The organism is Thermosynechococcus sp. HY213 (assembly GCF_031460975.1).
In the GTDB taxonomy this organism is placed as follows: Bacteria; Cyanobacteriota; Cyanobacteriia; order Thermosynechococcales; family Thermosynechococcaceae; genus Thermosynechococcus.
This window is the reverse complement of sequence record NZ_JAVKVB010000011.1, coordinates 92,569-114,505: the sequence shown is the minus strand read 5'-3', so window position 1 is coordinate 114,505 and position 21,937 is coordinate 92,569. Positions and strand designations below refer to the sequence as shown.

Below are 21,937 nucleotides of genomic sequence, written 5' to 3'. Positions count from 1 at the left end.
TTGCAGCTTTTTCATCATCTAATGTTGGTTTGAGAGGATCATTGGGCAGGGATTGCAAAGCCTCAATTTTATCTTTGTGGCACACTGTTGAGAAACAATGCCAGTGACAAGGAGCCTCCAATGCCAAGCGTGAGTTTACTGCGGGCAACATCCTATGACCTTGACCGTCTCAGTGCGTCCCTTGAGGAACTCCTAGCGCCCTTGGGGGGAATGGCGGCGATCGTCAAACCGGGCGATCGCGTGCTGCTCAAGCCGAACTTACTCACCGGCGCACGACCAAAACACGAATGCGTCACTCGCCCAGAACTGGTCTATTGCGTTGCCAAAATGGTGCAGGCGGTGGGGGGACAACCCTTCCTAGGGGATGGACCTGCCTTTGGCTCGGCATTGGGGGTCGCCCGCAACAATGGCTATTTGCCCTTTATTCAGGAATTGAATTTACCGGTCATTGAATTCCATGGCGATCGCTATGCTACAGACAATCCTGAATTTGCCCACCTGCGCCTGAGCAAAGAAGCGATGGCCGCCGATGTCGTCATTAACCTACCCAAGGTGAAATCCCATGTGCAACTCACCCTCACCCTTGGGGTCAAGAATCTCTTTGGCTGTGTCCCCGGCAAAATGAAGGCATGGTGGCATATGGAAGCGGGTAAGGATGCTGATCGCTTTGGCCGCATGCTCGTCGAAACTGCACGGGCGATCGCCCCCGACCTCACGATTGTGGATGGCATTATCGGCCATGAAGGCAATGGCCCCAGTGGGGGAACGCCGCGCCCCCTGAATATTTTGGGTGCCAGTCGTGATGTCTTTGCCCTCGATCGCGCCCTCGTGGCTATCCTGAATGTGGATCCTGAGCGCATTCCTACCCAACGTGCCGCCACCGCCCTTGGCTACAACTATGAGCTGAGTGAGATGACATTTCCCTTGGCACAGCCCCACGAATTAGCTGTTCGAGACTGGCAACTACCCCAGCAGATGATGCCCATTGACTTTGGTGCGCCGCGTGTCCTCAAGTCCACCTTCAAACACCTCTATATTCGCTGGATCAAGGAACCCCTAACCGCCTATAGCCAAAAGGTCTAAGTTCTCAGCGGGGACGCCCTTTGATAAGCTAGGAAAATGCTGTTGGGGAGAACCGTCCTTGAGCTTTGACTACGATCTCGTCATTATCGGTGCGGGTGTGGGGGGTCATGGGGCTGCCCTGCATGCCGTCAGCGTCGGTCTGAAAACGGCCATTGTCGAAGCCGCAGAAATGGGGGGCACCTGCGTCAATCGCGGCTGTATTCCCTCAAAGGCTCTCCTTGCGGCAGCCGGACGGGTACGAGAACTGCGTCAAGCCAGTCATTGGCAAGCCTTGGGGATTCAACTGGGGCAGGTGAATGTGGATCGCGCGGGTGTGGCTGCCCATGCCGCCAATTTGGTACAAAAAATCCGCAGTGATCTGACAAACAGCCTCAAGCGCCTTGGCGTAGACACCCTTATTGGTCGGGGCAAAGTAGCGGGGTGTCAGAAAGTCAGCATTACCACCCCCACGGGTGAGAAAACGGTTACGGCCAAGGACATCATTATTGCCACCGGCTCAGTCCCTTGGGTTCCCCCCGGCATTGAAGTGGATGGCAAGACCGTTTATACCAGTGATGATGCCATTAAGCTGGATTGGTTGCCGCAGTGGGTAGCCATCATTGGCAGTGGCTATATTGGCCTAGAGTTTGCCGATATTTACACCGCCTTGGGTTGCGAAGTGACCATGATTGAGGCACTGGATCAACTCATGCCCACCTTTGATCCAGATATTGCCAAACAGGCACAGCGGGTCTTGATTGCCCCTCGCGACATTGAAACCTACAGCGGTACCCTAGCCAAGCGGGTGATTCCCGGTAGTCCAGTGGTCATTGAATTGGCGGATGCCAAAACCAAAGAAGTGGTGGAGGTTCTAGAGGTGGATGCCTGCCTTGTGGCCACCGGTCGCATTCCCGCCACTCAAGATATTGGCCTAGAGAGTGTGGGCGTCAACACCGATAAGCGTGGCTTTATCCCCGTCAATGAGTATTTGGCAGTAACGAAAAAAGGGAAACCCGTTCCCCACCTGTGGGCGATCGGTGACGCCACGGGGAAAATGATGCTTGCCCATGCCGCTTCGGCGCAGGGGATTGCTGTTGTTGAAACCATTGTCGGGCGACCGCGCCAAGTGGACTATCGCAGTATTCCTGCGGCGGCCTTTACCCATCCGGAAATGAGCTTTGTCGGCTTGACGGAACCCCAAGCCCGTGAGCTAGGGGAAAAAGAAGGCTTTGAGGTACAAGTGGCACGTACCTACTTTAAGGGCAACTCCAAGGCACTGGCGGAAACGGAAACCGATGGCCTCGCCAAGGTGATCTTCCGTGTGGATACGGGCGAGCTACTGGGGGCGCATATCTTTGGTCTCCATGCTTCGGATTTAATTCAAGAGGCCGCCAATGCCATTCGCGATCGCCAAACCGTGAGCCACTTAGCCTTTAATGTCCACACCCATCCCACCCTCTCGGAGGTGCTTGACGAAGCCTTTAAGCGTGCCCACGAGATGGTGAGCCACCGCTGAACTTGCTACGATAAAGTTTGGAGTCTTTCAGGAGTGGGTGATGACACAGGCCACACAACCCGCCAAGGGAATCATGATGACCGAAGCTGCCCTCAAGCACGTGCTTGAACTCCGCGATAAGCACGGCAAAGACCTATGTTTGCGGGTCGGCGTCAAAGGGGGTGGCTGCTCCGGCATGTCCTACACGATGGACTTTGAAGACCCCGCCAATATCCGTCCCGATGATGAAGTCTTTGACTATGATGGCTTCAAAGTGGTCTCCGATCCCAAGAGTATGCTCTACATCTATGGCTTGGTGCTCGACTACAGCAACGCCCTTATTGGTGGCGGCTTTAAGTTTACGAATCCCAATGCCACCCAAACCTGTGGCTGTGGTACCTCATTTTCTGCCTAAGGAGTTCTGCCCTTGACCACATCTCAACCGGTGAGTGACGTTGAACGTCAATTTGAGGCGGCGATCGCCCGCTACAAAGAAGGGGCACCGCCTGGAGAACTGATTCCCACCTTCAAAGAGATTTGCCAGCGTGCTCAAAAAAGTAGCGCCGCTTGGACGTGCTTAGCGTGGCTCTATCTCCTCGATGACAAGCCCCAATCTGCCCTGAAGGCCGCCCAAAAAGCGGTCAAGCTCAATCCTGAAGACCCCCAAGCCCGCATTAACCTTGCGGTAGCGATGCTAGAAACAGGCCAAAAGGGGGTTCGTCCCCACATTGAATTGGCGCAAACTGTGGTTGCTGCTGTCGCTGAGCTACGCCAAGAGGTCATCGATAACTTTGCCGACGGCCTGCAGCGCAAACCCGATTGGGAGACCCTTGCCCGCGTCAAACAGTGGGTATTGGGGGGATAGCTATGGCACGGCTGCGGGACGTGATCAATTGGCTCTTGGTGGCGGATACCTTCTTTGTCTTGGCTAGCTTTGGCTGGTTTGTGGTTGCCCTTGTAGGGCGCTCCTTGGCGCTACCCCTTGGCTTTGATCTCTGGATCAGCCTCTGGGAACCCCTCTTTATGCCTGCGATTGGCATCTTGATGGCCGCCGCACTCATTAACGGTGCCCTGAGTTATGTGCAAAACCGCTGGCTGCTGCGCTCTGTTGGCAGTGACTTGCGATCGCGGGATTAATCCCTAAACTTGCTCTGCTTCCACATCTACCGTGGTGGTGATGTTGGGCGATCGCCGGCTTTTAATCCGCTCCACCAGCAATTGCGTTAGCTCACTGGCAAGGATCACCATGACCGTGACATCATCCAATTGACCGATGATCGGCACTAGATCGGGTGAAATATCCAGAGGACTGAGCAAATAGATCAAGCTGGCGGCAATGATCAACCAGCGATATTTAGGATGCCGCAACACATTCCGATACCAGTTGTAGAAGCCGCTCATGGCGTATCAACCTTGAATCCTGCTCCTATTCTGGCATAGGGACTCAATGGCCCTAGGTGGGGAAAACCGTCCGCGGTTAATCAAAGTAAAAGAGCGTCACCACCTTATGCTGCTCTTCCGCCAGTTCACAGGTTTGCAGCAGTGTGTGGCTATCGTGAAAAGCAAAACAAATCAGTTGCTGGCAGCGGGAAATAATTTCCTGATTGCAGAGGGAACTGGCTTCTGCGAGGGGCAGGTGATCGTTTTCGGGCTTCTCCACCAAGTGCATCACCTTATCCAGTTGTTGGCGGGACTCGCGAGGCTGGCGCTCAAGACTTTGGGGCAAGATCACCGTTAGCAAATTGGGGTCTGCCCGCATGGCTCCCCGAATTGCCGCTGCATTGGTTCCCACCGCACCTGAGGTCATCAAGCGGTTACCCGCCAGCACGAGGGCATAGCTCATCATTTCAATGAGGTGCTGATGCGTAATCGGGACGTGACGCGAGCCAAGGAGCGCAATCCGCTTCGGACCAGAGTCTTGGATTGTCGCTAATTCCTGCAAAAACTCATCAATTTGGGGGGAATCAATGCCCGGAAGATTCGTCGCCTGCGTCAAGAGCGTGTCTCATATGCTACGGAACGACGCTATTTTAGCATTTTGGCCTTCAATTCTAGTAGGGGTGAATCCAGTTACCAACTGCCCGAAGCCCCCCCACCTGAGGAATGCCCACCCTCATCATCACTGCGGCTCGAGTAACTGTCGTCATAGCTGGAGGAACTATTGAAAATAAACTTGACGATCGCAGAAATGATGCTGGAAGGAATAAGAATGATCAGACCAACAATGATGAAGATGCCCGTAATAATGTCCCCGCCGGCAGTGCTGGTGTAAGTTGAGGGGACAGAGCTACTGGAGGTGGTCAACTGATTGGTCCCCAGTTCATTGAGCAGAGCACGCACCCCATTCATGATGCCCTGCGCCATCTGGCCCCGGCGAAAGTCCGGCAGCATATAGCGATCAATCACGGTTTGCATGCGTGGGTTCCAACCACTGCCATAGGCACTGCCCAATTCAATCCGCACCTTGCGATCGCCAGGGGCAACCAACATCATCACGCCATCATTGCGCCAACGGCTACCCACGCCCCGATGGTTAAATAAATCCGTGGCAAAGGCTTCAAAACTTGAGTGTTGGTTGCTGTAATCGCGATAGGAAGGAATCGTTACCAGTAGGACTTGCTGATTCGTGCGTTGATGAAACGCTTGAAGTTCGGAGCGAACCTGTTCCCGCTGAGGATCCTCTAACACCTTCACTAGATCGTTGACGTAGGTATCGGGTAAATCAGGGAAGCGCACATAGGCTTGAATCGGCGACGGCGCCAGCGTCAACATCAAACCGGCCACCACAGAAAGGAGCGGCAACAAAGGGCGGTTTCGCCAGCGCAAAGTCATCATTTTTTTGAAGGGAGTGCGTCTTGAATCACAGTATAGCTTTTCTGCTCAAAAACATTCTCAATAATGTGTGTATTGATGACTAATTTATGACTAAGTTTGGTTTAAGAATAGATTAATTGTTTTTGATAGATAATTGACGCAGGCACTGGTCTGAGAGCATTAGAGAAATTGACAGGGTTGACGAATTGCCTGTGCCAATAACTGCCGATACTCGCGATCGCTGACAACATACGCCCCAAAGCGCTCAAGATGGGGATTTTGCAGTTGGGCATCAAACAGCAGAAAGCCGCGACGCCGCAGATGCTCCACCAGTTTCACCATCGCCACTTTCGAGCCGTCGGGGATGCGATAGAACATGGACTCGCCGATAAATGCGCCGCCAATCACAATACCGAGAATGCCCCCTGCCAGTTCATCGCCCTGCCACGTTTCAAAACTTACTGCCCAACCTGTGCCGTAAAGCAGATGGTACACATCCTTAAGACGGGGTGTTATCCATGTACTCGGGCGATCGGCACACCCCTCAACCACAGCAGCAAAGTCCCGGTTAATCGCAACTTGAAAGCGATTTTGATTGAGCACTCGCTGCAAAGACTTCGGATAGCAAAACCGCTCATCGAGGGGAATCAATGCCCGCTGGCGGCTGGTGTACCACTCTAGGTGATCGCCTTCCCCCATGAGAAAGTAGCCTTCGGCATAGCCATCATCAATAAAGATATCGCGTACCCACTCGGCCTCAGAAATCTCCATGCTGCTGATAATCTGAACAATAGACACTTCACATTAACTCTAGTGTTGCCTATGCTACTCTCATCCTCGGCTGTCACGACAACCATTAGCCGTTACTGGCGCTGGTGTGTAGCATTGCTATTGGCCATCCTGTGGATTCTGCTCACCCCCACGGGAGCGATCGCCGAAGATTACACGAAAGAAGCCCTGATCAATATGGATTTTTCCGGGCGGGATCTGCGGGGGTCGGAATTCACAAAAGCCAACCTCTTCCACAGTAACCTCAGCCACACCAATCTTCAGGGGGTAAGCTTCTTTGGTGCCAACATGGAAACGGCTAACCTTGAAGGTGCCGATTTACGCTACGCCACATTGGACACCGCACGGCTGACCAAGGCCAATCTCACCAATGCCATCCTTGAAGGTGCCTTTGCCTTTAATACCAACTTTGACGATGCCATTATCACCGGTGCTGACTTTACCGATGTGGAACTGCGGGAAGACGCCCAACGCAAGCTCTGCAACGTTGCCAGTGGCACTAATCCCGTGACGGGGCGCAAAACATGGGAAACGCTCCACTGTGAAGACTTTGCCACTTAATCCGTCTGCGTTTGCTCAAGATGATCCCCGCGATTGTCCGTAGAACACGCTGCGCGATCGCCCGTGTCGGGAATTCTGATAAAGTATTACAAAAGTTAAGATTTATGACTAGAGTTTTTCATGAACGTTTTTATTGTTGGCGGTACGGGTACCCTAGGGCGGCAAATTGTGCGCCGCGCTTTAGATGAAGGACATCAGGTCTATTGTTTTGTCCGCAGTCCAGCCAAAGCCACGTTTCTGCGGGAATGGGGCGCCACCATTCTTCAGGGAAACCTCTGTGCTGCTGACAGTATTCTTGAGGCATTGCAGTACGCCAAGGCCTCAGTGGTCATTGATGCCTCTGCCACTCGCCCCACCGATACCCTAACCATCGAAGCAGTGGATTGGCAAGGCAAAGTCAACTTGATTCAGGCTGCCCAAGCTGCTGATATTGAGCACCTGATCTTTTTCTCGATTATGGGAGCGCAGGACTATCCCCACGTGCCCCTGATGCAAATCAAACACTGTACCGAAGACTTCTTGCGCGAATCAGGGCTAAACTACACGATCCTGCGTCCCTGTGGCTTCTTTCAGGGCTTGATTGGCCAATATGCGATCCCGATTCTGGAAAATCAATCCATTTGGGTTTTGGGAGAGTCCACCGCCATTGCCTACATGGATACTCAGGACGTGGCCAAATTTGCCGTGCGTGCCATTGATCGGCCTGCCACCTATGGCAAAACCTTTGATCTAGCGGGCACCCGCGCTTGGACAGCCGATGAAATTATTAAGCTATGTGAAAATCTCTCAGGGCAGGAGGCAAAAATTACTCGCTTGCCCATTGGGGTTTTGCGAGCCGCACGGCAGGCCACCCAGTGGTTTCAGTGGACATGGAACATTAGCGATCGCCTTGCCTTTACGGAAGTGATTGCCAGTGGTCAAGTCTTCAATGCCCCGATGGAGGAAGTCTATCGCACCTTTGACCTCGATCCCAGCGAAACCCTGACCCTTGAGGCCTATTTACAGGACTATTTCACCCGAATTCTGCGTAAACTCAAAGAATTGGATTACGAAAAAGCCAAACAGAAAAAATCTGGACGCAAAAAACGCAGTCCCTTTAAGTCCACCCCCTAGGAGTTGCTGTGAAGGCGGGGATCATCTACAACGAAGGCAAACCCCTTGCGGTCGAATTGGCTACCCATGTCCGTCAAATCTTAGAGCTTCAGGGCTGGGAAGTGCACATGGCCACGGGGATTGGTGGCATTCTTGGCTATTCCCGTCCCGATAGTCCCGTCTGCCATACCCCCATTGATCAACTGGTGCCCCCCGGCTTTGATGCTTCCATGGCCTTTGCGGTTGTTCTTGGCGGCGATGGCACTGTGCTTTCTGCCTTTCGCCAGTTGGCTCCCTGTGAGATTCCGCTGCTCACCATCAACACCGGCCACTTGGGCTTTCTCACCGAGGGCTATGTCGCCGATTTAGAACCTGCCCTTGATCAAGTGCTGCGCGGCGACTACACGATTGAAGATCGCACGATGCTCACGGTTCAAGTCCTGCGCGATCAAACCGTTATTTGGGAAGCCCTCTCCCTCAATGAAATGGTGATCCACAAAGAACCCCTGACAGGAATGTGCCACTTTGAAGTGGATGTGGGTGCCCATGCCCGCGTGGATATTGCTGCTGATGGCTTGATTCTCTCCACCCCCACCGGTTCTACGGCCTATGCCCTCTCGGCGGGTGGCCCTGTGATTACCCCCGGTGTGGCGGCTTTACAATTGGTGCCCATTTGTCCCCACTCTTTAGCCTCCCGTGCCCTTGTCTTTGCCAACAGCGAACCAGTGTGGATCTATCCGGCGAACCCCTTCAAGCATCTCATTCTGGTGGTGGATGGCAATGCGGGCTGCTACATTCAGCCGGAGGATCAAGTTTTTGTACAACGTGCCCCCTACCGTGCCCGCTTCATTCGCCTGCGTGCGCCAGAATTCTTCCATGTGCTGCGGCAAAAACTGGGCTGGGGACTGCCCCATGTGGCCAAACCACGCCCCAAGAATAGTCAAGAATAGTCCAAATCCCTGGGGCAAATGGTCTCGAAGGAACCCCCGATGACGACAGCAGCCGAACGGATTCAACAACTGCGGCACCTGCTCCAGCGGGCGAGCTACGCCTACTATGCCCTCGATCAGCCGATCATGGAAGATGAAGTCTATGACCAGCTCTATCGCGAACTGCAGGAACTCGAAGCGGCTCATCCTGAGTACATCACCCCCGACAGCCCTACCCAGCGGGTCGGCGAAGCTCCCGTCAGTCAATTTGAGAGTGTCAGCCATCGCATTCCCCTCTATAGCCTCGAAAATGCCTTTACCTTTGCCGATATGGTGGCGTGGCAGGAACGCTGGCAGCGCTATTGGCGTAGCCTACGGCAAGAGGAGCCAATTCCCCCGACGGAATATGTCTGCGAACTCAAAATGGATGGCGTGGCCCTTGCTTTGACCTATGAAAACGGGTTATTGGTGCGGGGGGCAACTCGGGGCGATGGCCAACGCGGTGAGGATATTACCAGCAATGTGCGCACGATTCGCACCATTCCCCTGCGGCTAGCCATCGAGAACCCACCCCCAATCGTTGAAGTTCGTGGGGAAGCTTTTTTGCCTTTGGCGCGATTCCATCAACTCAACCAAGAACGCCAAGCCCAAGGAGAAGCTCCCTTTGCTAATCCCCGTAATGCCGCCGCTGGTACTCTCCGTCAACTGGATCCGCGCATTGTTGCCCAACGCCAACTGGACTTCTTTGCCTATGCGCTGCATTTACCTGAAGGGGGTAGCGTTCCTTGGGATGAGAACCAAGCAGGGGAACCCCAATCGCAGCGGCAAGTGCTCAATGCGCTGCAACGCCTTGGCTTTCGGGTCAATCCCCACAATGCCGACTGCCCTGACCTAGAGGCGGTGAAAGCCTACTACGACCACTGGCAAACCGCCCGCCACCAACTGCCTTATCTGACCGATGGCATTGTGGTCAAGCTCAATGATTTAACGCTGCAACAGACCCTTGGGTTTACGCAAAAGTTTCCCCGCGGCTGTGTTGCTTGGAAGTACGAACCAGAGCAGGCCATTACTGATGTGGTGGCCATTACCATTCAAGTGGGACGCACGGGTGCGCTCACCCCAGTCGCTGAACTGGTGCCAGTGCAATTAGCGGGTACCACGGTATCACGGGCAACGCTGCACAATGCAGACTACATTGCCGAATTGGATTTGCACATTGGCGATAAGGTGGTGATCCACAAAGCCGGCGAAATCATTCCAGAGATTGTGCGGGTCTTTCCCGAATTGCGATCGCCAACGGCTCAACCCTTTACGATGCCCACCGTGTGTCCTGAATGTCATCAGCCGGTGGTGCGCCCTGCCAACGAAGCGGTGAGTCGCTGTGTCAATCCGCGGTGTCCGGCGATCGTGCGCGGCCAAATCCTCCACTGGGCAAGTCGGGATGCCTTGGATATTCAAGGGTTAGGGGAAAAGCTAGTACAGCAATTGGTGGCCAAGGAGTTGGTGCACACTCCGGCGGATCTCTATCGCCTGACGGCAGCACAACTGTTGCGCCTCGAGCGCATGGGTCAAAAGTCCGCTGCTAAATTGTTGCAGGCGATCGCCGACTCGAAAGAACAACCGTGGCCACGGGTGCTCTATGGCCTAGGCATCCGCCATGTGGGGAGTGTCAATGCCCAAGTGCTTGCCGATCAATTCAAGTCTGTTGAGGAGCTGGCCGCTGCTACCGTCGCCGATCTGTGTGGGGTCTATGGCATTGGTCAGGAAATTGCCCAAGCGGTTCACGAGTGGTTCCAAGACCCAGCGCACCAAACCCTCATTGCTGATCTCAAAGCCTTGGGTCTACAACTGGCGGCGGCGATCGCCACTGCACCAACGACTGGGCAACCCCTTGCGGGCAAACGTTTTGTGATTACAGGTACCCTGCCCAGCCTCACCCGTGAAGCAGCCAAAACGCTGATCCAGCAACATGGCGGTCAAGTGAGTGAGAGTGTCAGTCGGCAAACGGATTATCTAGTGGTGGGCGAAAAAGCGGGGAGTAAACTGCGACGCGCTCAAGAATTGGGCATCCCCTGCATCAATGAAACAGAACTTATAGAAATGTGTCGTTAGACAAAAAATCAGTGGGAGTACGGAGTCACGACCCTGAAAAATCTTTTAGCCTAAAAAGTGTGGCTGCTTAGTACCTAACGTTCAAGTAACGTTCAAGCACAATAGGGGGCAACTCGCTGATCTATGGTTTCTGTCACGCCGTCTCGACCTGCTGGGAGTGCCAATGCTATGACCCGTGCTCAGGGCTATCAGCATCAGTTACACCAAACTCATCCGATGCGCACCAATCACTATAGCTTGCGGGACTATCTGCAATTTGATCGCCAACAGGGCAGCATTACCGACTGGTATGATCAGCGGATCGCTCTAGCGACAGAAGACTTTGTCATTGGCCTAGTGGAAGGTCTCGAAGAGGAAGTTGGCCCTGCCTCTGCCCTCGTCATGTACAAAATTGGCGAAGAGTGGGGCAAACGCGATGCGGTTGTCTTTAAGCAACACTTTGAGCAGGAGTACCAGCGCGAACTACGCAAGGCCACCTTGACATTTATCCTCGAGGCTTGGTGGTGGCCCTTTACAACCCTAGGCTGGGGCAACTGGGAAGTGGATCTCACGGAGCAAAAGAATGGTTTTATGTTCATCAATATCTTTGACTCCGTGGTGGCGCGCACCCTTGGGGATGTGGGTAAGCCCGTCTGCTACATCTATGCCGGTCTGTTTGCGGGCTTCTTTACGGGATTGATTCAAAAGCCCCTGAGTTGTATCGAGTTGCAGTGCTATGCCATGGGGGAAACCTACTGTAAGTTTCTCGTCGGTAAACAGGATCGCATTGATGCTGCTGCCTTCTGGCAAAACGAAGGAGCCACGGCACGGGATATTGAAAAACGCCTGCGCCAAGGGGAGTTGGTGAAACGATAAGCCACAGGTGAGTGTGTTCATTTATTTTCTAGCGAGGGTTGCCCTATGTTCCGTCAGTTGAATCACTTAACCGTTGTTGCCGATGGTCGCTATGCCCGTCCTGAGGAATTGAACTTTCTGCGGGATTATCTGGCCTCGGTGGAGAGTCGCATCAGTGCCTACGAAAAAATCCGCACTGAGGCGGAAATGATGGCGGATAAAATTCAATCCATGCAAAAGGCAGAAAATCCCCGCTGCTTCCATTTCATCAATGGCGATCGCTCAGAAATTTGCCGTCGTGATTTAGTGGATACCATTCGTCTGTGTGCCTCGGCCATGCTTTTTGCGGAGTTGGACTTGCTGCGGGATAATTTCTTACTTTGGTACCGCACCATTGTCAAATCCTTTAACTACGAAGCAACTGCCTCCTCCACCTATGGCAAGTACCTGCCGAATATGATAAAGCAACTGCTCACGCCCGAAGAACAACGGGTGATGCAGCCTGTCCTTGCCCTCGGCAGTTCAATTTTGTCAGAATAGAGTTGTTGTGGGGTGGGACTGATGCTGCGTCAACTAGAAAAACTCAGCCTTGAGGCCGATGGCCGCTATGCCAGTGCCAAGGAACTGGAATTTCTCAGAAATTATCTAGCGGCAGCGGAGCAGCGCATTCGTGCCTACGAAAAAATCCGCGATGCTGAAGAGAAAATCCTAGATCAGGTGGAGCAGCAACTGCGCGCCAAAAGTCCCCATATTTTCCGTAAGGGCAATCACGACTATTCCGCCGTGTGTCGGCGCGATCGCAAGCATGTACTACGCCTAGCGGCAGCGGCGATGTTATTTGCCGATTTGGATGCCCTGCGGGATGGCTTCTTGCTGTGGTACCGCACGATCATTAAGGCCTTCAAGGATGAGAAGGTGGCACAAGTAACGTACCAAGTCCTGCCCCAAGTGGTCAATCAAGTGCTCTCGGGTGAGGAAACACCGTTAATGCAGCCTGTGATGGCACTGACCCAGTCCATCCTAGGGGAATAGACTCACCCCACTCAGCAGTGTGGCAAAAATGCGCTAGCCTAGAAGCACCGATTGCACGGGGCAATTTATCACTCCTGCGATCGCCTTTGGCGTACCATTGGTATTCGCCGCTATAGTATTACTAAGATTCATTGGGATACACAAAGGCATGACCATATCGGCGCAATTGCTGCAACGGGCAGATTTGATCGGTACACAGGTAATTACCCGTGATACTGGTCGGAAGTTAGGCGTCATTAATCAAGTTTGGGTCGATATTGACCAGCGGCAAGTGGTGGCCTTGGGGGTACGCAATACCCTCTTTACAGGGGAGCAACGCTACATTCTTCTCGACAGTATTCGCCAAATTGGCGATGTCATTCTCGTTGAGCACGATGATGATGTCACCGAAGCTCTCAATACCTACAACTACAGCACACTGATTGATAGTGAGATTGTCACCGAAACCGGCGAAGTGCTGGGTAAGGTACGGGGCTTTAAGTTTGATCCTGAAACGGGTGACATTACGGATTTGATTTTAGCTTCCATTGGCTTGCCTTGGATTCCGGCGCAACTGATTAGCACCTACGAGTTGCCCATTGAGGAAATTGTCAGCACCGGCCCTGATCGCATTATTGTCTTTGAAGGGGCAGAAACCCGCCTGCGGCAATTAACAGTGGGTCTCTTAGAACGGGTCGGCTTGGGGGCACCCCCTTGGGAAAGCGACGAGGACGAGTACTATCAACCCGTTACGCCGAGCAGTAATCAATTGCCCTCCGGAGCGCGATCGCCCGTCTATCCCCCCCAACGCAGCCGCAGTGATTACGAAGCCGATTGGGAAACCGCTCCCCGGCGTCGGCGTCGCCAGCCTGAGTATGTGGAGTATGAGGAGGAGTATGAGTATGAAGAGCGTCCCCGCTCGCGTCAAGTTAAACCTCCAGCTCAAGCCATGCCCGTAGAACTGCCGGAATCGGAACCCACTGCCGATCCTTGGGAAGAGCAACAACCGATTCGCCTTGAGCAGCGGCAGAAGCAAGAGGAATACGATCACGAATAGTCGGGAATAGTCCACGATGGCCTATGTCCCACTGGCCACGGTACTTCAGCAATGGCAGCAGGCTCCTGAATGGCAGCAGCCGCAGCGGTTCTTGCGTCTCTTGGAGCAGTGGCCGCAGCTCGTGGGGGCGGTCGTCGCTGAGCACGCTGTTCCTGTGGAACTCACCAGTCAAGGGGTTTTGCATGTGGCCGTTGCCAGTAGTACTTGGGCGCACCATCTGATGTTCTCGCGATCGCCCCTCATGGTCAAAATTCAGCAGACCCTTGGCATTGTCCTCAGCGATATTCGCTTTTCCAATCGGGACTGGCACCCCCAACGCTCGGCGATCGCTAGCCATGAGGCCTTACCGAAAGTCGGGCATCTTCCCAATGTGACACCTGCCGCCACTCCCCAAGAGGCTTTTCAACGATGGCAAGCCCAAGTGCGTCAGCGATCGCGAGACTATCCCCTCTGCCCCCGCTGTCAGTGCCCTACACCCATCAAAGAATTGCAGCGCTGGGGACTCTGTGGCCTGTGTTATATGCGGCCAGCCTAGATGCCAGAGCCGTTGAGAAACTCCTCAATGGGGCGATCGCTGAGGCGGCAGGCTTGACCTTGGGAGGCTTGCAAATGTCCTTGCGCCAGAGCAGGCACCTTTTCCTGCTGTTGCAGTGTTTGCACCTGTTTCTCTAGGAGTTCAATGCGATCCAAGAGATAGCGAATTGCTTCGGCCTCAGAGTCTGGCAGTTGACCGTGTTCCAAGGGGGCAATTTTGGCACCTGCACGATAGACAATTCGCCCGGGAATCCCCACCACGGTACAATCCGAGGGCACATCCCGCAGCACCACAGACCCCGCGCCAATGCGCACATTGTCCCCAATCGTGAGGTTGCCCAACACCTTTGCCCCAGCACCGACAACCACATTTTCACCGAGGGTAGGGTGCCGCTTTCCCGTTTCTTTACCGGTACCGCCGAGGGTCACTCCCTGATAAATCAAACAGTAATTGCCCACAATCGCAGTCTCGCCAATGACGACCCCCATGCCGTGATCAATGAAAACGCCCTTGCCAATCGTGGCGCCGGGGTGAATTTCAATCCCCGTCAGCAGGCGAGCAATGTGAGAAATAAAGCGGGGGATAAAGGGAATACCCCGCCGCCAAAGCCAGTGGCTCAACCGATGGAGAACAATGGCCTGAAGTCCGGGATAGCAAAAAACAACCTCTAACCAATTGCGGGCAGCGGGATCCCGCTCAAAGATAATTTGGAAATCTGCTTTGAGGGTGCTGAGCACACGCGGCTCCTTGGCAGTGATGCAACCTAAACAGCAGTTTTGATCTTAGCGGATTTTGCCAAGGTCTAAGAGGCTTCAGGAGGCCACCAAAGGGGACGGTTGGGATCGCCGAGTGCGCTGTAGGCCATATTCGAGGGCTTCGGCAACCGCTTGGTAGGAGGCTTCAATGATATTGGCAGAGACACCCACTGTTGCCCAGCGATCGCGCCCATTACTGGATTCCACCAGCACCCGTGTTTTGGCTGCCGTGCCGGCATGGCCATCTAAAATCCGCACCTTGTAGTCCGTGAGGTGAAACTCGGCAATCTCTGGATAGAAGGACATCAAGGCCTTGCGCAGCGCCTGATCCAATGCCGAGACAGGACCATTGCCCTCTGCCGCCGTGAGCATCTCCTCCCCATTGACTTCAACTTTGACCGTGGCCAGAGACTGGCTGCGAATCGTGGCCTCCAGTTGACGTGAATCGGTGCGGCAAAAGACATCAAAGCCCTTGAGGGTAAAGGGTCGCTGGCGTTGCCCTAGAACCTCCTGAATCAGGAGTTCAAAACTCGCTTCCGCCGCTTCAAATTGATAGCCTTCGCTTTCGAGATGCTTAATCCGCTCCAAAATTGTCCGACTCAGGGGATGCTGCCGATCCAACTCAAAGCCAAGTTCACTGGTTTTCGCCAAAATATTGCTGATGCCCGCCTGCTCAGAAATAATAATGCGCCGTTGATTGCCCACCCAATGCGGCTCAATATGCTCGTAGGTACGGGGGTTGCGCTGCACGGCACTGACGTGAATTCCCCCCTTATGGGCAAAGGCCGACAGCCCCACGTAGGGCGCGTGATCATCGGGGGCAAGGTTGACAATTTCACTCACGTGGCGGCTCACTTCTGTGAGGGTTGCCAACTGCTCTGGGGTGACACAGTCATAGCCCAGTTTCAATTGCAGATTGGGAATCAGGGTGCACAGATTGGCATTGCCGCAGCGTTCGCCATAGCCATTGATCGTTCCCTGCACCATTCGCACCCCCGCTTGAACCGCCGCAAGGGCATTGGCTACGGCTGTGCCAGCATCGTTGTGGGTGTGAATGCCCAAGCAGTCCAAGGCACCAAAATGCGCCACCACCTCGGCGACCACTGCCTGAATTTGATGGGGCAGACAACCGCCATTGGTATCGCAGAGAACTAACCAATCGGCACCCGCCGCTAAAGCGGTTTCAAGGGTTTGTAGCGCATAGTCGGGGTTGGCAAAGTAACCGTCAAACCAATGTTCGGCATCGTAGATCACCCGTCGCCCATGGGATTTCAGGAACTGAATGGAATCGGCAATCATGGCGCAGTTTTCGGCCAAGGTGGTCTTGAGGCCGTCGGTGACATGCAGATCCCAAGATTTGCCAAAGAGTGTCACCCAACGGGTACCGGCCGCTAGAATCGGCTCAAACATTGGCTCTTCTGCGGCCTTGCGGCCGGGGCGACGAGTAGCACAAAAAGCAACGATTTCTGCCTGTTGGAGGGGCGTTTCCTGCAACTGCCAAAAAAACTGTACGTCCTTGGGATTGGCGCCCGGCCAGCCCCCCTCAATAAAAGGAATCCCTAGGCGATCCAGTTGACGAGCAATCCGCAGTTTATCTTCGAGGGAGAGGGAGAGACCTTCCCGCTGGGCACCATCACGCAGGGTGGTATCGTACAGCCAAATTTTCACTGTGCTGACTCTCCCTTGGGACGCTCATAGTCATTGGCGTAGGCTTGCAGCAAAGAACTGACTTGGGAAAAGACCTCTTTGCCGGAGGTTTTGCCGATGGCCGATCGCTCCGGATGAAATTGTGGCCGTGCCATGCTGCGGTTAATGGCCTCTTGGACTTGGGCGCGAATCAGATCCATGAGTTCCTCTTCAGCCCGCTGGCGTTGATACTGTGCGCCCTCTTCGGTTGTGGCGTAGAGCGGGGGAAGGCGGTTGAGGGCGTAGGCGGCAATATCTCCCAAATCAAGGGCGCATTCTTGCTCCGCTTCAATGGCGGCAATGCGGGTAATTGCCTCGGTGAGCACCAATTCTTCCATGACGTTGATAAATTGCTTGCGGGGAACCGCCACCACTTGCCCCGTCAAGAGAGCACCCATAAGGCGATCCAACGCCATATAGTCTTCCACGGAGAGTTCGGTGGCTTTGTCGCAAATGCGTCCGACTTCTGCCTCCTGCGTTGGTGTGAGATAACCATTGCGCAGTGCTTGTTCAACAATCTCTTGAATCCCCATACGTGTTTCCGCTGTAATTGCTGTAGGGGCACTCCCCCACTCAAATTTAGTATATGCCGAGGAACTGCCAAGGGCAGGGGCAATTTTGCACTGTAGGTAGTCCATATTTTAGAAAAAGGCGGTAACGCTAAGATAACGATGAGAACTGTTGCAAAGAACTGCCAAATCCTACGAAATCTTCATACCTGTATAGCCAAGTGGTAAAATTGTCGTAGGAAATAATTAAAGGCTAGCAGTCGCCCACATCATTCTCATTTCTTCTTCTGTTGCAGCCTATGGTTGTTTGGTTGTCATCTTTTTTACATACCGTAGAGCCATTACTAGTACCAATTTGTTTTTGTGTTGCTTGGCTGCTGCTGGCAATCATGGTGTGGAATGTGTGGCAATTCACCCAAGAAGGGCTGGCGATCGCCCGCCGCTTACATCAAATTCCCTGTTCTCGCTGTCGTTTCTTTTCAGGAGACTATCGCCTCAAGTGTTCACTACATCCCGATTGGGCAGCAACGGAAGCCGCCATTCAATGTCCCGATTATCATTTTGAATAGAGGACTGAGAGACCGAATTTATTCCTACAGGGAGTTGGAAGAGGGGTCACCTTGTTACCACAGTATCCACAATTGGTCATCTCCACAGAGGCCAGCACCTATATCGTCCCTCTTACCCAAGGCAATTCATGGGTGATTGGTCGAGGTAAAGACTGCACAATTGTTTTAGCGGATCGCTGGTCTTCCCGTCGCCATGCCATGATTCAGCGTCTGGATAATGATGATTATTATCTCATTGATTTGGGGAGTCGTAATGGCTGTGTGCTAAATGGTCAAATGATTCAGGTGCCGACGCTCCTCAAAACGGGCGATCGCTTTATTATCGGCAAAACAACCCTTGAATTTCGTACCGATGAGGCTGTCTCCACCACCCCGCCGGATGCTCCTCTTGCCCTTCAACCCACCATTCTCATCATTCAACCCCCCGGCATTCAAGTACAAATTTGGCAAGAATTGCTGCGTAGTCAGGGGTTAGAAGTTATCGTTGAATCGGGGCAAATCAATAGCCGCCGCATTATTAGTGATTTTGTGACCGTGATGCAGCGCAACCCTGACCTGTTGCTCCTTGATTCGCAACTGGAAACCCCGGATATTGGTAACCTTTTGAATTGGATCAAGGCAACCTATCCCAAGCTGCGCAGTTTCATTATTGACCGCTACGACAACCACATTTCCCCCATGCAGCGACAATGGGCAGTAGAACATGGGGCAATTGATTGGCTGCCCGCACTGCCCGATGAAAATCTCACCATGTTTGGGGCAGAAATTGCGGCTCAATTACGGCGCATTCTCAAGGCCTTGGGACGCAACAAACTAGAGCAAGACAAGCTCGCAGTGGCTCTCTTGAATCTGCAATTGGCGACCAATGATGATTTGCCCTCCCAGTTGCTCAGTGAGTATGTCAATCGTCCGCCCTTTTCCCCTGAATAGTTGGCAGTTGATCCACCTGAAAATACTGGTGAAAGCGCTCAGTGACTTGGAGGATGTAGGAGCGACTTTGGCTATCCCGCCGCCGCTGAATAAACCCAAGGGTGAGGAGTTCTTGAATGTGTTGGTAGGCACTGGATCCCCGCAGTTCAATCACCTCTGCTTGGCGCATGGGGCCACGAAAAGCAATCAGGGCTAATGTGCGCTGTGCCGCAACCCCCAATTCAACGGGGACAAGGGACTGAACCAATTCTTGAAAGGCAGGCTTGAGTTGCAGGCTGTATCTATCGTCAATTTGGACAATTTCAAGGGCCGTTTGGCGATGGGCATAGTCGTTGAGTAGCTCAATCAGTGCCAGTTCAACGGCCTCAGGAGCAGTGGCGGCGAGGGTTGCTAGTTCAGCAAGGGTGAGGGGCTGCGCCTTCAGGTAGAGAATGGCCTCCACCCGCATCGTTAATGTACGCAGGTCAGTGTCCCTTTGCATAGCTATTGCCAGCGGAACAGGGCAGCTCCCCAAGTTAACCCCGCACCAAAGCCAGCGGTGGCAATTAAGTCTCCGGGTTGAATATGCCCCTGTTGAATCGGAGCCGTCAGAGCAAGGGGAATCGAGGCGGCGGAGGTATTACCATACTGACCCACATTGCTAATCACCTTTTCCTGAGGAATGCCCAAACGCTGGGCAACCGCGTCAAGAATGCGTTGATTGGCCTGATGCAACACCAGCCAGTCAATGTCTTCAACCGTACACCCCGCGCGGTGCAGGGCTTTCTCAATGACTTCAGGGACTTGGGTGACGGCAAAGCGATAAACTTCACGGCCATTCATGGCAATGGGAGCAAATCCCCCTTGGGCGATCGCCAGCTGCTCCCCTAGAGATTGAGGGGTTCCGGCAAAGGCAAGGGTGAGGTGCTCATTGAGACGGCCATCACTGCGCAGCTCAAAGCTCAAAAGCTGATCCACGTCACTCGCTTGCAACACCATTGCGCCGGCGCCATCGCCAAAGAGAATGCAGGTGCGGCGATCGCCCCAATCCACCCAGCGCGACAGAATATCACCACCAATGACCAAGGCACTGCGGTAGGCACCGGTGCGCAAATACTGAGCCGCCGTAACCAAGGCAAAAAGGAAGCCAGAACAGGCAGCCGTTAAGTCAAAGGCCACGGCATTTAGCGCACCAATGCGAGTTTGCACCAAGCAGGCGGTGCCAAAGAGATCATCGGGCGTAGAGGTAGCCAAGATGATTAAATCGACTGCTGTGGGTTCTAGGCCGGCCATCTGTAGGGCTGCGCCTGCCGCTTCGCTGGCCAAATCCACAAGGCGCTGGTCAGGAGCTGCCACGTGCCGTTCTTGAATGCCGGTACGGGATTGAATCCACTCATCAGACGTATCCACAAGGGCACTGAGGTGGGCATTGGTCAAGCATTGACGGGGGATTGCCGCGCCCACGCCGCTAAATTTAACGCCCTGCACAGCCACTAAGCCTGATCCTCAACGGCAACGGCATGCTGGTAACAAGCTTGAATCCGCTCTGAAACGCGATGATCCACCGCTTCTTTGGCCAAGCGAATGGCATTAAAAATCGAAGGTGCTTGGGAACTGCCATGGCTAATGATGCAGATGCCATCCACGCCCAAGAGGAGGCCACCGCCATGTTCGGCATGATCAATGCGCTGTTTAATTTTGCGGAGATTGGGACGCAGCAGCGCCGTACCCAGTTGCCCGCGCCAGCCCCGAGGTAGCTCTTCGCGGAGAATTTGGACGAGGACACTACCCAAGGATTCAGCAAATTTAAGCAGAACATTGCCAACAAAGCCATCACAGACCACGACATCAAATTGTCCCGACAGGACATCGCGGCCTTCGGCATTGCCCAAAAAGGAGATTTGGCGATTTTGCCGCAGCAGTTGATGTGCCTTTAGGGCCAGATCATTGCCTTTGCAGTCCTCTTCGCCAATATTAAGCAAGCCCACCTTGGGATCTTCGACATCCAAGACGTACTGGCTGTAGATCGAACCCATGACCGCAAATTGCTCAAGGTATTTCGGGCGGCAGTCCACATTGGCACCGACATCGAGGACAAGAACGGATTTGCCGGGGATGAGGGTGGGTAAGACGGCACCAATGGCGGGGCGATCAATGCCAGGGAGTCGACCCAAGCGCAATAGCGCCGCAGCCATCGCTGCCCCTGAGTGACCAGCGGAAACAACCGCATCAGCCGCACCCGCTTTGACCAGATCCATCGCCACGTTAATTGAGGCCTTGGGTTTCTTTTTCAGGGCGGTCAGGGGTTCTTCCCCCATTTCCACAACATCACTCGCTTCGACAATTTGGGTCTTGGCTGTGGGGGCATGTTCATTGAGGTAGCGCTGAATGGGCACCGGATCACCCACAAGGAGGATATCGGCGTCTAATTCTTCACTGGCTCTGAGGGCACCGGCAACAATCTCATCGGGAGCATAGTCACCCCCCATGGCATCCACAGCAATCCGTGCACGAGTCATTGGCTGAACTCTTACGAGAAAATCCTTCAGAATTTTAGCAGATGACAGCCCTTTTCCTAAGAATGGCCAACAGCCAACACCGTCGGAATCAGTGTAGGACAGCCTTGGATGCAACCTCTAGGGATGGAACCCTAGATCAGTGCCTGTGCCGTTGTGGACATGGGCCAGTTGTTCATACTTACGGGCATGCTGACGTAGATCGGCGGCCTCAGTGTCACTCACTTCCCGCACCACCTTAGCGGGAATGCCCACAACCAAAGAGCGGGGGGGGACATCTTTGCTCACCACTGCCCCTGCACCGACAATACTGCCCGCTCCAACTCGAACGCCATTGAGAATCACGGCGCCAATGCCAATTAAGCAGCCATCTTCCACGGTTGCGCCATGAATCACCGCGCGATGCCCAACCGTCACCTCTTCCCCAAGGATCGTGGGTTGTCCCGGATCACCATGGAGGATGACGCCATCTTGAACATTGGTGTGGGCACCAATCTCGATGTACGCCACGTCACCGCGTAAAACAGCGCCATACCAAATGCTACAGCCTTCACCCAAGCGGACATCGCCAACAAGGGTGGCATTGGGGGCAATAAAGGCAGCGCGATCGCTGGCAACGGGGGGCCAAAAAGCACTAGGGGCAGTGATTACCATGGTTGATTCCAAGCATCAAAAAGCTAAACGACAGTTGCCAAATTGCGG

27 protein-coding genes are annotated in these 21,937 nt (G+C 53.8%); 16 read left to right on the top strand and 11 right to left on the bottom strand.

Annotated elements, in window-relative coordinates:
* Positions 1-120 precede the first annotated feature (120 nt).
* From RHK62_RS05965 to RHK62_RS05945, 5 genes are read left to right on the top strand one after another with little or no spacing between them, the layout of a single operon-like run.
* On the top strand, positions 121-1,083 hold the full coding sequence (locus tag RHK62_RS05965) for a DUF362 domain-containing protein (RefSeq protein ID WP_206201441.1): 963 nt from the start codon (positions 121-123) through the stop codon (positions 1,081-1,083).
* 58 nt (positions 1,084-1,141) lie between these two features.
* Complete coding sequence (gene lpdA, locus RHK62_RS05960) at positions 1,142-2,578, top strand: dihydrolipoyl dehydrogenase (protein WP_310453438.1); 1,437 nt, start codon at positions 1,142-1,144, stop codon at positions 2,576-2,578.
* A 40-nt stretch (positions 2,579-2,618) separates the two neighbouring features.
* Positions 2,619-2,972, top strand: a complete 354-nt coding sequence (locus RHK62_RS05955) for an iron-sulfur cluster assembly accessory protein (RefSeq protein WP_206201439.1) — start codon at positions 2,619-2,621, stop codon at positions 2,970-2,972.
* Positions 2,973-2,984: 12 nt separating this feature from the next.
* A complete protein-coding gene (locus tag RHK62_RS05950; RefSeq protein WP_225901669.1) occupies positions 2,985-3,422 on the top strand; it encodes a M48 family metallopeptidase in 438 nt (145 codons plus the stop codon).
* A 2-nt stretch (positions 3,423-3,424) separates the two neighbouring features.
* Positions 3,425-3,694, top strand: coding sequence for a hypothetical protein (locus RHK62_RS05945; RefSeq protein ID WP_206201438.1), 270 nt, complete (start codon positions 3,425-3,427; stop codon positions 3,692-3,694).
* Between the two features lie 3 nt (positions 3,695-3,697).
* On the opposite strand, the gene RHK62_RS05940 is transcribed toward RHK62_RS05945, so the two are convergent.
* The 4 genes from RHK62_RS05940 to aat form a co-directional block, all read right to left on the bottom strand.
* The gene (locus tag RHK62_RS05940) at positions 3,698-3,958 is read right to left on the bottom strand and encodes a YkvA family protein (protein ID WP_206201437.1); all 261 of its coding nucleotides are present in this window, start codon (positions 3,956-3,958) and stop codon (positions 3,698-3,700) included.
* A gap of 76 nt (positions 3,959-4,034) precedes the next feature.
* On the bottom strand, positions 4,035-4,553 hold the full coding sequence (locus tag RHK62_RS05935; protein WP_024125793.1) for a hypothetical protein: 519 nt from the start codon (positions 4,551-4,553) through the stop codon (positions 4,035-4,037).
* 74 nt (positions 4,554-4,627) lie between these two features.
* On the bottom strand, positions 4,628-5,362 hold the full coding sequence (locus RHK62_RS05930; RefSeq protein ID WP_310453437.1) for a TPM domain-containing protein: 735 nt from the start codon (positions 5,360-5,362) through the stop codon (positions 4,628-4,630).
* Positions 5,363-5,551: 189 nt separating this feature from the next.
* Entirely contained in the window at positions 5,552-6,142 is a 591-nt protein-coding gene (gene aat, locus RHK62_RS05925; protein WP_310453524.1) for a leucyl/phenylalanyl-tRNA--protein transferase, read from the bottom strand.
* Between the two features lie 51 nt (positions 6,143-6,193).
* Here aat and RHK62_RS05920 point away from each other — a divergent pair, with 51 nt between their 5' ends.
* From RHK62_RS05920 to RHK62_RS05880, 9 genes are all read left to right on the top strand, one after another.
* Positions 6,194-6,721 carry a pentapeptide repeat-containing protein gene (locus RHK62_RS05920; protein ID WP_310453436.1) on the top strand — a complete coding sequence of 176 codons (528 nt, stop codon included), beginning with the start codon at positions 6,194-6,196 and terminating at the stop codon, positions 6,719-6,721.
* 120 nt (positions 6,722-6,841) lie between these two features.
* Entirely contained in the window at positions 6,842-7,834 is a 993-nt protein-coding gene (locus tag RHK62_RS05915) for an NAD(P)H-binding protein (RefSeq protein ID WP_149817603.1), read from the top strand.
* 8 nt (positions 7,835-7,842) lie between these two features.
* Entirely contained in the window at positions 7,843-8,763 is a 921-nt protein-coding gene (locus RHK62_RS05910; protein WP_206201433.1) for an NAD(+) kinase, read from the top strand.
* An 18-nt stretch (positions 8,764-8,781) separates the two neighbouring features.
* The gene (gene ligA, locus RHK62_RS05905; RefSeq protein WP_399378006.1) at positions 8,782-10,854 is read left to right on the top strand and encodes an NAD-dependent DNA ligase LigA; all 2,073 of its coding nucleotides are present in this window, start codon (positions 8,782-8,784) and stop codon (positions 10,852-10,854) included.
* Positions 10,855-11,022: 168 nt separating this feature from the next.
* The gene (locus tag RHK62_RS05900) at positions 11,023-11,709 is read left to right on the top strand and encodes a V4R domain-containing protein (RefSeq protein WP_310453523.1); all 687 of its coding nucleotides are present in this window, start codon (positions 11,023-11,025) and stop codon (positions 11,707-11,709) included.
* Between the two features lie 45 nt (positions 11,710-11,754).
* Positions 11,755-12,228 (top strand): allophycocyanin, encoded by a 474-nt coding sequence (locus RHK62_RS05895; protein WP_310453434.1) that lies wholly within the window; start codon positions 11,755-11,757, stop codon positions 12,226-12,228.
* A 21-nt stretch (positions 12,229-12,249) separates the two neighbouring features.
* On the top strand, positions 12,250-12,720 hold the full coding sequence (locus RHK62_RS05890) for an allophycocyanin (RefSeq protein ID WP_302676525.1): 471 nt from the start codon (positions 12,250-12,252) through the stop codon (positions 12,718-12,720).
* Positions 12,721-12,868: 148 nt separating this feature from the next.
* Entirely contained in the window at positions 12,869-13,756 is an 888-nt protein-coding gene (locus RHK62_RS05885; RefSeq protein WP_297050936.1) for a PRC-barrel domain-containing protein, read from the top strand.
* Between the two features lie 16 nt (positions 13,757-13,772).
* A complete protein-coding gene (locus RHK62_RS05880) occupies positions 13,773-14,291 on the top strand; it encodes a DUF721 domain-containing protein (RefSeq protein ID WP_302679064.1) in 519 nt (172 codons plus the stop codon).
* On the opposite strand, the gene cysE is transcribed toward RHK62_RS05880, so the two are convergent.
* From cysE to RHK62_RS05865, 3 genes are all read right to left on the bottom strand, one after another.
* A complete protein-coding gene (gene cysE, locus RHK62_RS05875) occupies positions 14,288-15,028 on the bottom strand; it encodes a serine O-acetyltransferase (protein WP_149817618.1) in 741 nt (246 codons plus the stop codon). The two genes, RHK62_RS05880 and cysE, sit on opposite strands and share 4 nt — an antisense overlap.
* A gap of 75 nt (positions 15,029-15,103) precedes the next feature.
* Complete coding sequence (gene cimA, locus RHK62_RS05870) at positions 15,104-16,714, bottom strand: citramalate synthase (RefSeq protein ID WP_206201427.1); 1,611 nt, start codon at positions 16,712-16,714, stop codon at positions 15,104-15,106.
* Positions 16,711-17,265: a late competence development ComFB family protein gene (locus RHK62_RS05865; RefSeq protein WP_206201625.1), complete on the bottom strand. Its 555-nt coding sequence runs from the start codon at positions 17,263-17,265 to the stop codon at positions 16,711-16,713. Before RHK62_RS05865 ends, cimA begins: the two co-directional genes overlap by 4 nt.
* Positions 17,266-17,630: 365 nt before the next feature.
* On the opposite strand from RHK62_RS05865, the gene RHK62_RS05860 reads away from it, so the two are divergent.
* Both RHK62_RS05860 and RHK62_RS05855 read left to right on the top strand, forming a co-directional pair.
* Entirely contained in the window at positions 17,631-17,810 is a 180-nt protein-coding gene (locus tag RHK62_RS05860) for a hypothetical protein (RefSeq protein WP_255521510.1), read from the top strand.
* Between the two features lie 51 nt (positions 17,811-17,861).
* On the top strand, positions 17,862-18,740 hold the full coding sequence (locus RHK62_RS05855; RefSeq protein ID WP_310438416.1) for an FHA domain-containing protein: 879 nt from the start codon (positions 17,862-17,864) through the stop codon (positions 18,738-18,740).
* Here the strand turns inward: RHK62_RS05855 and scpB are convergent.
* The 4 genes from scpB to RHK62_RS05835 form a co-directional block, all read right to left on the bottom strand.
* Positions 18,712-19,221 (bottom strand): SMC-Scp complex subunit ScpB, encoded by a 510-nt coding sequence (gene scpB / locus RHK62_RS05850; RefSeq protein ID WP_310438417.1) that lies wholly within the window; start codon positions 19,219-19,221, stop codon positions 18,712-18,714. The genes RHK62_RS05855 and scpB overlap by 29 nt on opposite strands.
* Positions 19,222-19,223: 2 nt before the next feature.
* Positions 19,224-20,213 carry a beta-ketoacyl-ACP synthase III gene (locus RHK62_RS05845; protein ID WP_310438418.1) on the bottom strand — a complete coding sequence of 330 codons (990 nt, stop codon included), beginning with the start codon at positions 20,211-20,213 and terminating at the stop codon, positions 19,224-19,226.
* Positions 20,213-21,238, bottom strand: a complete 1,026-nt coding sequence (gene plsX, locus RHK62_RS05840; RefSeq protein ID WP_206201423.1) for a phosphate acyltransferase PlsX — start codon at positions 21,236-21,238, stop codon at positions 20,213-20,215. Before plsX ends, RHK62_RS05845 begins: the two co-directional genes overlap by 1 nt.
* A gap of 117 nt (positions 21,239-21,355) precedes the next feature.
* The gene (locus RHK62_RS05835; RefSeq protein WP_302676532.1) at positions 21,356-21,889 is read right to left on the bottom strand and encodes a gamma carbonic anhydrase family protein; all 534 of its coding nucleotides are present in this window, start codon (positions 21,887-21,889) and stop codon (positions 21,356-21,358) included.
* Positions 21,890-21,937: the final 48 nt, after the last annotated feature.

Excerpts from the sequence above, each read along its gene's own strand:
- RHK62_RS05965 (WP_206201441.1), top strand. The coding sequence starts at position 121 with ATGCCAAGCGTGAGTTTACTGCGGGCAACATCCTATGACCTTGACCGT.
- RHK62_RS05955 (WP_206201439.1), top strand. The coding sequence starts at position 2,619 with ATGACACAGGCCACACAACCCGCCAAGGGAATCATGATGACCGAAGCT.
- RHK62_RS05945 (WP_206201438.1), top strand. The coding sequence starts at position 3,425 with ATGGCACGGCTGCGGGACGTGATCAATTGGCTCTTGGTGGCGGATACC.
- RHK62_RS05940 (WP_206201437.1), bottom strand. The coding sequence starts at position 3,958 with ATGAGCGGCTTCTACAACTGGTATCGGAATGTGTTGCGGCATCCTAAA.
- aat (WP_310453524.1), bottom strand. The coding sequence starts at position 6,142 with ATGGAGATTTCTGAGGCCGAGTGGGTACGCGATATCTTTATTGATGAT.
- RHK62_RS05920 (WP_310453436.1), top strand. The coding sequence starts at position 6,194 with ATGCTACTCTCATCCTCGGCTGTCACGACAACCATTAGCCGTTACTGG.
- RHK62_RS05915 (WP_149817603.1), top strand. The coding sequence starts at position 6,842 with ATGAACGTTTTTATTGTTGGCGGTACGGGTACCCTAGGGCGGCAAATT.
- ligA (WP_399378006.1), top strand. The coding sequence starts at position 8,782 with ATGGTCTCGAAGGAACCCCCGATGACGACAGCAGCCGAACGGATTCAA.
- RHK62_RS05900 (WP_310453523.1), top strand. The coding sequence starts at position 11,023 with ATGACCCGTGCTCAGGGCTATCAGCATCAGTTACACCAAACTCATCCG.
- RHK62_RS05895 (WP_310453434.1), top strand. The coding sequence starts at position 11,755 with ATGTTCCGTCAGTTGAATCACTTAACCGTTGTTGCCGATGGTCGCTAT.
- RHK62_RS05890 (WP_302676525.1), top strand. The coding sequence starts at position 12,250 with ATGCTGCGTCAACTAGAAAAACTCAGCCTTGAGGCCGATGGCCGCTAT.
- RHK62_RS05885 (WP_297050936.1), top strand. The coding sequence starts at position 12,869 with ATGACCATATCGGCGCAATTGCTGCAACGGGCAGATTTGATCGGTACA.
- RHK62_RS05880 (WP_302679064.1), top strand. The coding sequence starts at position 13,773 with ATGGCCTATGTCCCACTGGCCACGGTACTTCAGCAATGGCAGCAGGCT.
- RHK62_RS05865 (WP_206201625.1), bottom strand. The coding sequence starts at position 17,265 with ATGGGGATTCAAGAGATTGTTGAACAAGCACTGCGCAATGGTTATCTC.
- RHK62_RS05860 (WP_255521510.1), top strand. The coding sequence starts at position 17,631 with ATGGTGTGGAATGTGTGGCAATTCACCCAAGAAGGGCTGGCGATCGCC.
- scpB (WP_310438417.1), bottom strand. The coding sequence starts at position 19,221 with ATGCAAAGGGACACTGACCTGCGTACATTAACGATGCGGGTGGAGGCC.
- plsX (WP_206201423.1), bottom strand. The coding sequence starts at position 21,238 with ATGACTCGTGCACGGATTGCTGTGGATGCCATGGGGGGTGACTATGCT.
- RHK62_RS05835 (WP_302676532.1), bottom strand. The coding sequence starts at position 21,889 with ATGGTAATCACTGCCCCTAGTGCTTTTTGGCCCCCCGTTGCCAGCGAT.